We start from the raw sequence: 12,560 nt of genomic DNA on the forward strand, positions 1-12,560 counted from the left end.
CAACGATGCCGCGGCTGACGACGAAGAGCGCAGCGATCAGCGCCAGCACAAAGACGGTGCCGAGCACCGACAGCGTGTAAAGGATCGTGTTGTTCGTGTTGTCGGTCAGTGCGTCGCTCTGAATCTGCACATTCTTGATGGAGTCATCAAGCCAGGCGCGGACCTCGACGATCTCGCCTTTGATCTTCTTATCAGCGGTGCGAAGCAAAGCCTTCGCCTTGTCGTTGTCATTGACCGCTCCGGCTTTGACAGCCTCGTCGATGATCGCCACCGTATCCTTCAGATGAACAACCAACGGATCAATGGACGCCGAACGGGCTTGCGCATGAGCCTTCGCTGACTCAAGAAACTCAAAGAGATCCTTCTTGTTCTTTTCGTAATCTGCCACGATCTCGGGCATATCCGAACTGGCGTCATCATAGACCAGGGTTTGATAGGCGTTATAGCTGATCGCAGCCAATCTTTGAGTGGCGCGCGCCACGGCAATAGATGCGACATCATCTTCCGCCAGAAGATCCGAGTAGGCATCATCAGCGGCCTTGTAATTCTTTGCCATCAGGACGACGCCAGCAATGCCAACGACGCATAGCGGTATGATGACAGCCAGAATTTTGCTGCGAATCCGAATATTGTCTAAGAACGTCATACAAGACCTCGGCTGCCGGGGATTGCTTAAGATCGTAACGCGACCCGTTGATCTGAAAGTTCAATCAAGGAGACTGTCGCTCGATCTTTCTCTACACAAAGAAACTGACAAAATCGTAAATCCGTTGTTTGTCGGTTCGGTTGACAGACCTGTCGAGCCAGGTGAAGCAAGCGTTTGAGCGTGGTTTCGGGTGTCTCATGCGCCACACGGGCGAGGGTCACGTCCGCAGAAGAGTGCAGCGAGCAAACCGCTCCCTTGGGCATGCTGCTCGGCGAGAGGCATGGTCTGGATGGGCCTTCACAGGACTTTGCTGACGGGGACGGCAACGGCAATCAGGTGCCCGCAAGCGCCTCGGTCAGCCGATCTCCCTGGCGAGGCTGGCGAAGATGTCTTCCAGCAGTTCGACCATCGGGCGCGCGCCTTTTTCCTGGTTGAAGAGATCGCCGGCAAGTCGCATGGCGCCGACAGAGAGCATTGCCACGGCGCGCAGGGCCATCGCCCGTTCGGGCTGAGGCCACCGCTCTTTCAGCGCTTCCAGGATTTCGCCTTCCTGCTGCACATAGAATGCCTGCTTGCGCGCCTGCACACTTGCGCTTGTGCGCATCAGCCGGTCGAGCTCTATCATATTGTCCGATGGGAAGGCCTTGCAGACGGAAATCAGCGCATTGCGCACCGTCTCGAGAGGCGTCGAGCCCGCAGAGGCTTTGCGAACCGCATCTGTCAGCATCTCGCCGATCGCGCCATGCAGCGATAGCAATATCTCGTCCTTGGACGTGAAGTAATAAAAGAAGGTTCTGCGCGAAATGCCGGCTGCGGCCGCAATGTCGTCCAGCGTCGTCTGATCGAAGCCGTTCTTCAAGAACAGGGCGATCCCCTTTTCCGTAATGCGCTTCTTGGTCTCGCGTTTCTTACGCTCGCGCAGGCCGCCGCCTGAATTGCCGTTGATACCCGAACTGTCCAAGACGGCCTCTTGTAAAATTACACTGGATGTAATATTTATTTTACACCAAGTGTGAAATTTATGAAAGCGATAGATCATGGCAAAGTGGACCGCCGCCGATATTCCCGATCAGCATGGGCGAACTGCAATCGTCACCGGAACTGGTGGCTTGGGGTTTGAGACGGCGCTTGCCCTTGCCCGCGCAGGATGTGACGTGACGCTGGCCGGCCGCAGCGCGGAAAAGGGCGCGTCGGCGGTATCTCAGATCAAGCAGGCGGTTGCCGGCGCAAACATTCGGTTCGGGATGCTGGATCTTGCCGATCTCTCCTCGGTTGCTTCGTTCGCACGCCAGATGGAAGAGGAGAAAGGCAGCCTCGATCTTCTGGTGAACAATGCCGGCGTCATGCTGCCGCCCGAGCGACAGGAAACCAAGGATGGCTTCGAACTGCAACTGGGCACGAACTATCTTGGTCACTTCGCCCTGACTGCTCGGCTGAAGCCGCTTCTTTCCAAAGGTCGCGATGCGCGCGTTGTCATGCTTTCCAGCCTTGCTGCAAATCGTGGCCGCATCCATTTCGACGATATCAATGCTGAAGCGAGCTATCGCCCGATGGGGGGCTACAGCCAGTCGAAGCTCGCCTGCCTGATGTTCGGCCTCGAACTGGACAGCCGCAGCCGGGCGGCCGGCTGGGGATTTTCCGCCATGGCCGCTCACCCCGGCATCGCGCGGACCGACCTCGTACACAATACGATGGGCGCAAGAAGCGCGGCGGGCCTTGCGCGAACCTTTTTATGGTTCCTGCTTCAGCCCGTAGCGCTCGGCGCGCTGCCTCAGCTTTATGCCGCAACCGCGATAGAGGCCGAGCCAGGCGGCTATTACGGCCCCGACCGGCTTTTCGAAACCCGCGGGCACCCGCACCCCGCCCACATCCCCCCACAGGCCCTCGACCCTGACGCCAGACGCAGGCTATGGGAAATCTCTGAACGCATGACGGGCCTGAGCTTCGCGTGAGGGTGTCCGCGGATGTGTGGTCTGTGCGAGAAATCGCGCGTGCTGCAACATGCTGCATTCGGCTGTCGGCCCGAAGCAGACATTACGGAATGGGGCTGGACTTGTGAGGTAGCTTCGGAAATGGGCCGTTCCTCTAAAGACCAGATGCACTCGAAATCAGACTGCTAATTCGCTAATTACCACAGGCTGCTAAAGCATCCTTCGGCCAGGTGCGGAGCGCTTAATATATCAGTTCGCCCATTCGATGCGTATATTCTTCAAGTCCAGTTGCGCAGTGCCGCCACCGAGGGCGAACCCGCCAAACGTGTCTTGGAATTCGAGATAGAAGGGCGACATGTCTGGATAGGCCTGCATGGGGAAGCATCGTTCCGCCCAAGTGCGCGTCGAACTCGGCGAACCGTTCGAGATCGGCGGCTCCCTCAGCGTCAGAATAGATCGGGACATATCCGCTCTGGGCGTTCTCGTCTGCATCGTCACTGGGCTTGCGTCCGACATTCGGGTCGCCTTCGCGGATGCTGACGCGGATCGGGAACACATAGTTCATAGCCTCGATGGCCGACAGCGTCGCCCATCCGGAGGGAGGCTGCTCGGAGGCCATCAACTCTTGGAGCGCAAACGCGCCGGGCGCATTCCCGCTTGGGCGCGGTCTATGAAGGGCGCTCGATGGTAGGTTGTATCGACCAAAGTACTCCAACGGAGACTTTCGCAACCAGCCTGGTGTACTGCTTTTTCCGTCGATCATCGGGGGCAACCCGAGTGGTCCCTTGAAATGCTCCTCAGTCAGCCAGAAAAGGGTAAAGTGAACACCCAAGCACTCCATATCGAAGCGCTTCGGATCGTTCGTGCCCATAGAAGGGAAAGACAAGCTAGATGCCGCCGCGGGCTTCAGCTCGCTCTCCTCAAACATCTCATCCACGAACAAACTGATAGCTACGAATTCATCGCCTTGCGTCCGGTAGAGCTCCGGCAGCCTCAGTGTAAATGCGTGCCGCAGAGGGGTGCCGTACACCGGGCTGATCGGCCAAAGCGCAGCGCTGATGCTGGGCGGACGTCCAAAGCACCAGCCGTCCGCAGGACGAGTCTCTAATTTTACCGGTGCTGAGAGTTCAAGATCAAACGCAAGCTTCACTGCCGCCAACTCCCGCATCTCCTGTCGCACTCCTATTTTACGTGTCCCGCTGGCGAGATGAAGATAGGTCGTTCGGCCATAATGGCGAGCTTGGCCGGAAAGACCGCTCTTAAACTTTTCGGGCCGAACCGCAGCGTTCACGGAGCGCAGAAGCTATCCGTCATCAACGCTTCGACGAATGTCTTCTATTGGTGCAAAGATGCCGTCACGGAAGCCCATCATTTGACGTTGAGGCGGTGGATCGCCTTGTGGACGCTTCGGCCCGTTATTCTGCGGCCGCAAGCTCCCTTACCCAGTCATGCCAGTAAGCGGCGATAGCTGACGTTTGCTTCACGATACGATCACGGGAAGCCTGTGCTCTCCATAGGTCGAGCCGATAGGTATCAATGGGCGTATCAGTCACATTGGTGTCGAGGTCATTGGCCCTCTGCATCGCCCGGCCTTGGTATCGCGCCCGATAGGATCCGAGTGGCAGTGCCATGTCGACGCCGTGATCAGCCGCCCATTCCACCAGAGTAATTTTGCCTTTCTTCGCCTGAAAGGAAACCTCCACAATCTCTTCCCAGCTTTCATCGATGCCGGGCTCGGTACCGAACAGATATATGCTGAAGCCGACCATGCCGGTGTGCAGACCAGTTGTCAGAAACAAGATTTGTGGCGTCTGCGCACCGCAGAGGCCGTTGCTCTGTCCCCGAAAGCAATTCTCGACGGATCCGTCAAATGATCCATCCAGTTCGATATAGGCCTGGCTGTACTGTACCTCTACATTCCCCTCAAAAAGTGCGATCATGGTTTCTGTCCATCTATTGCTCTAGTGATCGTGCTGATGCGCATCTCCCAAGATGGATCATTGCATTGATACCACTCATGGACAATTCGGGATGCCAGAGGACAGATCGATGTATCATCGCTTCATGGCTTGAACCGTTTTGCCTTAGGGACGCCTCTCGTTGAAAAAAACTCGTCGCCAATCAGACTGTCACGCCGAGCCAACCCTGCATCGCTTCGACCTCACCCCTCCCGATGTCGATAGATGTCTTTCTCAGCTGCACGCGGCTTTCTCCCGTTATAGCCCGCAATGGGATTGGTGCCGCCAGTGCTTCACGGTAGAAGACGAGGCACGAACACGAAGTGCGGGCGATCCGCGTCGCGCCACTTTGGAAAGCTTCGGGCACATTTATTTCGAGCATCCGAACTGCTCCGGCGGCCGCGACACGTTCCTGCATTGGCTGCCCCGGGGGCTGGAACTAACATTTCTGAACTTTGACCAGGACTACTTTCCAATGGAAGGCGCTATGCGACTTGGGCTGTGGCGCTGGCCGAGAGAGGAACAGGATGCACTGCGCAGCTTGTTCTGCAGGGTTGCGATGCTTTGGTTCAACGGCGGCGATCCCGTGCCGCTCCAGCTTGTGACGCGCAAGTCGAGTATGGACATGGAGAACCTCGTGTCCGTGCGTATCGTCAAAGCGCTCCTCATGCTTAGGATCAATCCTTTTGAGCTGTTTGCGTGGCTGGGACGGGCGAATTCACCCCGAGCGCGGGGTGTTCTGGTTGGACTGACGGCCCATGAGCATCTCATCGACGAAGTTGTCTATTATGTCCTCAACGATACCAGCGACGAACCATTGCTGAACGAGGGAGTTCGAGCCTTAGATCGTCTCGCTCTAGACGCTCTTCAGCGAATCGCCACCGATGAGCGGCTGATATGCCTGTGGGATTGGGCTAACCGAGAAGATCGGCTGTTGGCCCGCACTATCGAGAATACGGAGCCCTTGCGAATGCAACGCGCCTTGCGCCTGTTAGCGACGGAACGCCAGAAGTATCGCTTGATCGTCCAAGCTGCTGTCATTTGAGCCGCCACTGGCATAGCACCGCCTAATAAAAATATATGTGCGATATCTTCGAATGCGTGACGGGTGTCGCAAAATCGATTGACTTTTGTGTCGTAGGATATGTCATCGACGGCAGCCAGGCCGGGATCGATCCCGGCCATGTTGACTGTCTTCTGGCTTTGGGCAACGCCGCTGGCTGCGAACAAGCTTCCTCGCGCCCAAAGCCTCGGCAATCGGCCTGCTCGCCTTCAGGCAGCCTGTTCCAGAACCGCACGAACCTTGGCTTCGGCGGCGGCGATTGCAGCCTTGGCCGCCTCGGGCCCGAAGACCGTTCCTTCGACGCGAACGATTTCGACATCGGTGAGGCCGATGAAGCCGAGGAGATGGCGCAAATAGGTTGTCTGGAAATCAAAGGGTGCCCAGTCGCCCTCGGAGAAGACACCGCCTGCTGCAGTGACGAGATAGACCTTCTTGCCGCTCAGCAATCCCTTCGGCCGACCGGCTTCGTCATAACCAAAGGTCACTCCCGGCCAGGTGATGTGATCGAACCAGGCTTTGAGCTGCGACGGCAGGCCGAAATTGATCATGCCCGAACCAAGAACGATCACGTCAGCGGCCGTCACCTCGTCGACGAGCGCCTGCGCAAACCCGACCGCGGCATCCTGCTCGGGGGTGCGTGCTTTGGCCGCCAGGCCGCGGCCCTGGATATAGGCCTGGCCGATATGCGGGGGTGGATTGGCCGCCAGATCGCGGGTTGAAAGGGTCGCGCCCAACACGGCCTTCAGGCCTTCGGCGATCTCGGTCGCAAAACGGGTGGACAGGCCTTCAGGGCCGCGCGGACTTGACGTCACGAGGAGGATGTTGGTCATAATTGCTCCGATATGAATGGGTGGTAAATTTTGGTTACCAGCACTATTAAGGTGACCACTGTCGACCACGCAAGAAGGCACTCCGATGACACTCAGTATCACTGATTTTCCCACCCCGACCCAAGGTGACGACTGCCGGATGGTTCGGGAAATACTTGATCTCGTCGGCGACAAATGGACGCTTTACATCATCGCGACGCTCAAGGACGGGCCGGTTCGGTTCAACGAATTGCGGCGGCGGATCGATGGGATCTCGCAGCGGATGCTCACGATCAATCTGCGCGGATTGGAACGTGATGGATTGGTGAAACGAACATTGTTTCCCACTATTCCGCCGCGCGTGGATTATGAGTTGACGGAGGTCGGGCTGACGCTTCTTGCCCCGGTGATGTCCCTTGTCCGGTGGGCGGATAGCAATCGAAAGAACATTCAGGATGCTCGCGTTCAGTTCGATGCACGCTGATAAGGTTGTCTTGCCGCCGCGTTGAAATAAGCAGGGGCGGGGACATTCGATCCCTCCAAATGCATCAGCCTCAAAACCGCACGCAACAAACTGTCGGCGCACGGATCGTGCCTGCGGTTTTTTGCTTCATGGAGGGCCTGCTGCTTACTTGACTTCCATACCGGGCTTGATCAGTTTGCCACCCGCGTTAGCGGAGGCTTCAGTGGTTCGGACGGACAATGAAGGAATGACGACCGATGCGGTAAAGGCGGTTAGCCTCAAGAAGGTTGCGATTTCCTTCGGCATTGGCCAGCGCGATCAATATGATGCGGTTTCCGACATCGATCTCGACATTGGAGAGCAAGAGTTTGTCGCCATCGTTGGTCCGACGGGCTGCGGGAAGTCGACCTTGCTGAATGTTGCCGCGGGCCTGCTGCGGCCTTATGCCGGCTCTGTCGAGGTTTTTGGTACAGAGCTGACAGGCATCAATCGCCGGGCGGGCTACCTTTTCCAGCAAGATGCTCTGATGCCATGGAAAACCGCGATCGAGAATGTTGCGCTTGGCCTGGAAGTGGCGGGAATGGGCAAGCGAGATGCCGCCGATGCTGCAAGACAAGCTCTGGCGCGTGTTGGCCTGGCTGCATTTGCCGATCGATATCCGCTCAAGCTATCCGGCGGCCAGCGCAAACGCGTCGGCCTTGCGCAAGTCCTCATCCGGAACCCGCAGCTTCTTTTGATGGATGAACCGTTTGGCCCCCTGGATGCGCAGACGCGCCTCTTGATGGGCGATCTCCTCCTGACGCTGTGGTCTCAGAATAAAAAGGCGGTGATGTTTGTCACGCACGATCTTGATGAGGCGATTGCGCTTGCCGACCGCATCATCCTCATGTCGGCCGGGCCACGCTCGAAGATTATCGGCGAGTTCAATGTTCCTCTGACACGTCCCCGTGACATTGGTGAGATACGTCACAACCCGGACTTCATCGCGCTCCACCGTCAAATCTGGCATGCGCTCAAAGGAGAGGTGATGAAAGCCTATGACGATATGCCAAAGGTCACGCCATGAGACGCGCTCAGATTTTGACCCTTCAAACTGCCGTCGCGGCCATCGGTCTTTTGTTGTGGCACCTTGCGTCCAGCACTCACGTATTTGGAAATCCAAAGATCGTCGCCTTCTTCTTTGCCAATCCTCTCGCGGTCGGACAAAAGATTGTCCAGTGGTTTGCCAGCGGGACGATCTGGTATCACTTATGGATTACCTTGACGGAAGCGCTTCTTGCGTTCGTGTTCGGCGCGCTCGGGGGCGTCTTGTTCGGCTTCTGGTTCGCACGCAAACCGCTCGTCGCGGCGGTGTTCGATCCCTATGTTAAAGCGGCCAACGCCCTGCCGCGTGTCGTCCTGGCGCCTATTTTCGCGTTGTGGTTCGGGCTTGGAATCTGGTCCAAGGTTGCGCTCGGGTTCACCCTGGTCTTCTTCATCGTCTTCTTCAATGTCTATCAGGGCGTGAAGGAAGTCAGCCAGACGATCCTGTCAAATGCGCGCATGCTTGGGATGAGCGAGCGGCAGTTGCTGCGCCATGTCTATCTCCCCTCTGCTCTCTCCTGGGTGTTTTCAAGCCTGCATACCTCCGTCGGATTTGCGGTCGTCGGGGCCGTTGTCGGCGAATATCTCGGATCGGCGGCAGGGCTCGGCTACCTCATTCAGCAGGCTGAAGGTGTCTTCGACGTGACGGGGGTTTTCGCTGGAATGTTCGTTTTGATGGCATTCGTGCTCATCGTCGATTGGCTTGTGACGTTGGTGGAGCAGCATTTGCTGTCCTGGCGCAAAGCATAGAGGTTTGAGGATAACCATGGGAAGGAGCAGATCATGAAACGCAGGACGTTCGTGGCGGGTGCCGCCGCTTTGGCGGCCGGATCGGCGCTTGCAGCTTTGGCACCTGCAAGAGCTGCCGACGGCAAGATCGAGAAACCCGATCTCATTATTGGGGTGGGGGGTAAGCCACTGCTCTATTATCTGCCGCTGACGATCGCCGAGCAGAAGGGCTTCTTCAAAGAAGAAGGGCTCAACGTGACGATCAACGACTTTGCAGGCGGAGCCAAATCGCTCCAGGCGTTGATCGGCGGTTCTGTCGATATCGTGGCGGGCGCTTACGAACATACGATCCGCATGCAAAACAAGGGGCAGAACATTATTGCTGTCTGTGGTCTCGGACGGTTTCCAGGGATTGTCGTTGCGGTTCGCAAAAGCCTGGCCGACGACATAAAGTCGGTCAAGGATCTCAAAGGGCGGAAGATGGGCGTGACCGCGCCAGGCTCATCGACGGCATTGATGCTGCAATATGCGTTGAAAAAGAATGGCCTTGCCATCGATGATGCTGCCTTGATTGGCATTGGCAGTGGCTCCAGTGCGGTCGCAGCGATCAAAAACGGAGAGGTCGATGGGCTTTCGCACGTCGACCCGGTGATTGCGCAATTGGAAAGCGACGGGGAGATCAAGGTCCTCATCGATACACGGACCGAAAAAGGCACACGGGACGTGTTTGGCGGGCCTAACCCGGCTGCCACTGTATACCTGCCACACGATTTTGCGCAGACGAATCCCGTTACCACCCAAAAGGTGGTGAACGCGTTCATGAAGGCGTTGGACTTCATTCATTCCGCCAAGCCGGAAGACATCGCAGCAACGGTGCCTGCGGAGTATCTCCTCGGAGACAAGCAACTTTACATGCGGGCCTTCGAGGCTTCCCGCGAGATGTATTCGCCGGACGGCATGATCACGAAGGAAGGCTATGACTCCATGATGAGCGTCTTGAAGGGACTCGATCCGGAGCTTGCGAATGCAGATGTGGCGTTCGATAAAACCTTCGATCCAACCTTTGTGAAGGCTGCAAAGCGTTAGGATGGCGATTGGCCGAGCGTTTGCATTGCCGGAACGACCGTTATCGACTGGCGATCCTTGAACCCTATGCCTGATGTCCGTTCGTTCGGGCTTTCGGTGCACGACAATTGAACTTTGCTTCAAAGACCGGCGGGCTGCTCCGTCAAACCCGCCGCTCGCACCGCCTCCACAAGCGCCCTTGACCGGCATAGCTGCCGGTCAGCCATCGGTCGGCAAAGCCGGGGGCCTCCATCATAAAATCGGAAACTCCGGTCGATAGATGCGATTTACAATCGCGTCGCGCCTTTCATTCGCGCCCACAAGCGCGCCCGCCAAGACAAGCGTGAAAGAGGTGTCGGTTCGAACTGACACAGCAGCCTCTCAGCAAGACGGCTATCTTGTTTCGATGACAGTTGCTGGCGAACCCGGCATGCTTGCCCGTTCCAGGCGTCGTCATCACGCGGATCGGCGATCATCGCCTTCTTATGACCGGCCCGGGCGAACGTTCCTATCCCCTTATGACTGGCTCGCCGTGGAAGCGACGTTGCGAGGGTTTCGACACGCCGAACCCTATCTCCATCATGAAGCGGGGCTCCCGTTTGGCGAGGGTTCCCATGTGAAAGCCGAAGGGATCCTCGACGAAGCCCGTCCCGGCTGCCCCGGTTACGGTGATGGCCTGGTCTTTGCCGTAAAAGGCCAGCACCTCCTCTGCAGGGTGCCCAACGACGAGCGTCAGCTGATGCTTGAGGCGCCGTCGCTTGTGGCTACCGCGCACATAGACATGAGGCCCGGCATCGGAACCGACATCGTTCAGATAAAAGAAAAATTTCAGCATCCGCCAATCGTCCAGGTCGAAATGAAACTTGAAAGATGCCCGGCTCAGATCGGCATCGGTCGCCGTCATGGTGGGAAAGCTCCACCATGTGCGTGTGGTGATCAGTTTCGCCTCGCCACCCAGATAATGGCGAGCGATTGCGGGAAGGAGGGGATCTTGCTGAACGGCGACTGCCGCTTTGCAATTGAGGACGCGCTCGAAATGATGGCCACTGATGATGGAGCGGTTGAACCGCTTTTCCGCATCCGCGTGCTCGGAGGCCAAGAACTCGTTGCGCCTGTCGAAGTTGCCGAAGCAGGGCGTTTCATATCCGAATTTCAGGATTTCCTTATGGATCTCCGGTGGCAGATTAAGGCCTGTAAATATACCGTGGGTTCTCAGTTCATCCGCGGCTTGACGGGGATTGATATTACCGAACATGGATCCGGACGCCAGCGGCGCTTCGCTCACCTTCCTGGCTGTCCACCAGTGTGCCCGGCGACCGGGCATTGTGCGCGCAAGCACGAACATCGGCAGCCAGGCCGGATTTTCGCGAAGATCGGTAAGATAGGTTGGAACGCGAGCCGCCATACGGCGCAACGTTCCACCGCTACGGGCGATGCTTTCGAGATCTTCGGACGGTTTCGCAGGCATGAGGGTCATCCTTCACGATTATTCCCCCCTAAGTTGTACATTACGCGAAAGTAGACTTATCGGCAACGGTGAATTCAGCAATTTTCGTTCGTTTTCAGATATTTATATGCACCTATAAAGTGTCACCAAAAATCGCTAAACCTCCGGTTCAGTGCGCCTTCACCGGTGCCATAGCTGCCCCGATGCGACGCGTTTGCCGTGCAGCATGGATGAGCGTGCAAGAGCGTAGCGCACAGGGATGACCCAGTTAAAAGAATGCTTCTGTCGCTGCTGAGAAGCGTTGAGCGTATCATCGGCAGGCGACTGAAGCCCTTGATGTCGGTTCGGATCCTTTGAATGGAATATCGCGGCCAGGCGCCCCGACAGGATAACGACGCCGCGGTCACTTAGCCGTCCAACCCGGCTTGGCGGTAACCGAGCCCACGCGTGGAAGACCGCTTTCCCGGTGGTTGACAGCTCTCTATCTTAGAAACGATTGGAGCGGCTGGCACCAAAGGCAATCTAAATCTGCTTCGAGGAGATCAGTCTGTCGCAGGCCGCTAGAGACGATACGTCCCCGGATGGCTGACGGCAGTTTGCTGTCGGATCGGAGCCGAATTGCGTTTCCGCGCGGCCAATCGACACAGAGAGTACCAGGACGAGAATGACCAGCACGATGACGACTAAATCCGCTTTACCCGACTGCCGTGCGGCCGCACGCCGCTTGGACAGCACATAGAGCCCATAAAGCAGCAATCCGAATAGCAGGATCTCGCCCAGCGGTCCGCCCCAGTTCCCCTCGGCTGCGGCGCGGGCCCATCGGCCGACATTCAGCACGACCACAACGATAGGGGCGATGAGGAACAATAGATTTCGTTTCAACACTGCCTCTCAGCTCCGCCTAAGACGGGGTAGGGATCGAGTGAATCCGGCCATGTTTCGCAACGTCGACCATGGAGCCCGCAAATACCGTGATTTGGTCTTCCGTCAAGTGCAATGGCCGGAGAGCCGTTTCAAGCATTCCGATCATCTCGAACAAGATGACTAGCTGGGCTCTATCATCCATGGCCTAACTCCGGTGCGCGGCGGCAAGAGAAAGGGTCGTCGCTTCTTCCAGCATGTCGATCTCGCTTGACGCGTCTTCTGGATGCCCGAACCTATGCTCGGATCTAGGAAATCTACGGGCGCCGCCTCCGATCTGAAGAAGTACTTCAACCTCACCATGCCGCCGAACAAGATCATTCGCTAGGTCCGACATTTCCCATCTTCCACGCCATGAACACCGGGAGAGCGAAGGTACCACCCATTCCTAGGCTCATCTATAGGTGGAATATGACCATGACGGCGAGGCATCCAAGGTTATCTT

Annotated in this window: 12 protein-coding genes and 1 pseudogene; 6 read left to right on the forward strand and 7 right to left on the reverse strand. The window is 57.2% G+C overall.

Annotated elements, in window-relative coordinates:
• Positions 1–646: pseudogene (locus tag VQ830_RS07170) on the reverse strand (methyl-accepting chemotaxis protein); the annotation flags it as partial.
• A 355-nt stretch (positions 647–1,001) separates the two neighbouring features.
• A complete protein-coding gene (locus VQ830_RS07175; RefSeq protein ID WP_337267409.1) occupies positions 1,002–1,607 on the reverse strand; it encodes a TetR family transcriptional regulator in 606 nt (201 codons plus the stop codon).
• A gap of 76 nt (positions 1,608–1,683) precedes the next feature.
• On the opposite strand from VQ830_RS07175, the gene VQ830_RS07180 reads away from it, so the two are divergent.
• Positions 1,684–2,598, forward strand: a complete 915-nt coding sequence (locus VQ830_RS07180) for an SDR family oxidoreductase (RefSeq protein WP_337267410.1) — start codon at positions 1,684–1,686, stop codon at positions 2,596–2,598.
• A 220-nt stretch (positions 2,599–2,818) separates the two neighbouring features.
• Here the strand turns inward: VQ830_RS07180 and VQ830_RS07185 are convergent, their stop codons facing one another.
• Positions 2,819–3,736: a hypothetical protein gene (locus VQ830_RS07185; RefSeq protein ID WP_337267411.1), complete on the reverse strand. Its 918-nt coding sequence runs from the start codon at positions 3,734–3,736 to the stop codon at positions 2,819–2,821.
• Positions 3,737–3,992: 256 nt separating this feature from the next.
• Positions 3,993–4,517, reverse strand: coding sequence for a hypothetical protein (locus tag VQ830_RS07190; RefSeq protein WP_337267412.1), 525 nt, complete (start codon positions 4,515–4,517; stop codon positions 3,993–3,995).
• 160 nt (positions 4,518–4,677) lie between these two features.
• Here VQ830_RS07190 and VQ830_RS07195 point away from each other — a divergent pair, with 160 nt between their 5' ends.
• Positions 4,678–5,580 (forward strand): hypothetical protein, encoded by a 903-nt coding sequence (locus VQ830_RS07195; RefSeq protein WP_337267413.1) that lies wholly within the window; start codon positions 4,678–4,680, stop codon positions 5,578–5,580.
• Positions 5,581–5,807: 227 nt separating this feature from the next.
• Here the strand turns inward: VQ830_RS07195 and VQ830_RS07200 are convergent, their stop codons facing one another.
• Positions 5,808–6,428, reverse strand: coding sequence for an FMN-dependent NADH-azoreductase (locus VQ830_RS07200; protein WP_337267414.1), 621 nt, complete (start codon positions 6,426–6,428; stop codon positions 5,808–5,810).
• Between the two features lie 85 nt (positions 6,429–6,513).
• Here VQ830_RS07200 and VQ830_RS07205 point away from each other — a divergent pair, with 85 nt between their 5' ends.
• The 4 genes from VQ830_RS07205 to VQ830_RS07220 all read left to right on the forward strand — a co-directional run bounded on the left by VQ830_RS07205 (position 6,514) and on the right by VQ830_RS07220 (position 9,768).
• Positions 6,514–6,891 (forward strand): winged helix-turn-helix transcriptional regulator, encoded by a 378-nt coding sequence (locus tag VQ830_RS07205; protein WP_337267415.1) that lies wholly within the window; start codon positions 6,514–6,516, stop codon positions 6,889–6,891.
• Positions 6,892–7,117: 226 nt separating this feature from the next.
• Positions 7,118–7,936 carry an ABC transporter ATP-binding protein gene (locus VQ830_RS07210; RefSeq protein WP_337267679.1) on the forward strand — a complete coding sequence of 273 codons (819 nt, stop codon included), beginning with the start codon at positions 7,118–7,120 and terminating at the stop codon, positions 7,934–7,936.
• Entirely contained in the window at positions 7,933–8,703 is a 771-nt protein-coding gene (locus tag VQ830_RS07215) for an ABC transporter permease (RefSeq protein ID WP_337267416.1), read from the forward strand. Before VQ830_RS07210 ends, VQ830_RS07215 begins: the two co-directional genes overlap by 4 nt.
• A 33-nt stretch (positions 8,704–8,736) precedes the next feature.
• Positions 8,737–9,768 carry an ABC transporter substrate-binding protein gene (locus tag VQ830_RS07220; protein WP_337267417.1) on the forward strand — a complete coding sequence of 344 codons (1,032 nt, stop codon included), beginning with the start codon at positions 8,737–8,739 and terminating at the stop codon, positions 9,766–9,768.
• A gap of 487 nt (positions 9,769–10,255) precedes the next feature.
• Here the strand turns inward: VQ830_RS07220 and VQ830_RS07225 are convergent, their stop codons facing one another.
• Both VQ830_RS07225 and VQ830_RS07230 read right to left on the reverse strand, forming a co-directional pair.
• On the reverse strand, positions 10,256–11,215 hold the full coding sequence (locus tag VQ830_RS07225; protein ID WP_337267418.1) for a hypothetical protein: 960 nt from the start codon (positions 11,213–11,215) through the stop codon (positions 10,256–10,258).
• A gap of 501 nt (positions 11,216–11,716) precedes the next feature.
• A complete protein-coding gene (locus VQ830_RS07230; protein ID WP_337267419.1) occupies positions 11,717–12,076 on the reverse strand; it encodes a hypothetical protein in 360 nt (119 codons plus the stop codon).
• Positions 12,077–12,560: the final 484 nt, after the last annotated feature.

This window comes from Oryzifoliimicrobium ureilyticum (assembly GCF_037199735.1).
Lineage (GTDB): Bacteria > Pseudomonadota > Alphaproteobacteria > Rhizobiales > Rhizobiaceae > Rhizobium > Rhizobium ureilyticus.

Coding starts and splice junctions, on each gene's coding strand:
- VQ830_RS07180 (WP_337267410.1), top strand. CDS start 1,684: ATGGCAAAGTGGACCGCCGCCGATATTCCCGATCAGCATGGGCGAACT.
- VQ830_RS07190 (WP_337267412.1), bottom strand. CDS start 4,517: ATGATCGCACTTTTTGAGGGGAATGTAGAGGTACAGTACAGCCAGGCC.
- VQ830_RS07200 (WP_337267414.1), bottom strand. CDS start 6,428: ATGACCAACATCCTCCTCGTGACGTCAAGTCCGCGCGGCCCTGAAGGC.
- VQ830_RS07205 (WP_337267415.1), top strand. CDS start 6,514: ATGACACTCAGTATCACTGATTTTCCCACCCCGACCCAAGGTGACGAC.
- VQ830_RS07210 (WP_337267679.1), top strand. CDS start 7,118: ATGACGACCGATGCGGTAAAGGCGGTTAGCCTCAAGAAGGTTGCGATT.
- VQ830_RS07215 (WP_337267416.1), top strand. CDS start 7,933: ATGAGACGCGCTCAGATTTTGACCCTTCAAACTGCCGTCGCGGCCATC.
- VQ830_RS07220 (WP_337267417.1), top strand. CDS start 8,737: ATGAAACGCAGGACGTTCGTGGCGGGTGCCGCCGCTTTGGCGGCCGGA.
- VQ830_RS07225 (WP_337267418.1), bottom strand. CDS start 11,215: ATGCCTGCGAAACCGTCCGAAGATCTCGAAAGCATCGCCCGTAGCGGT.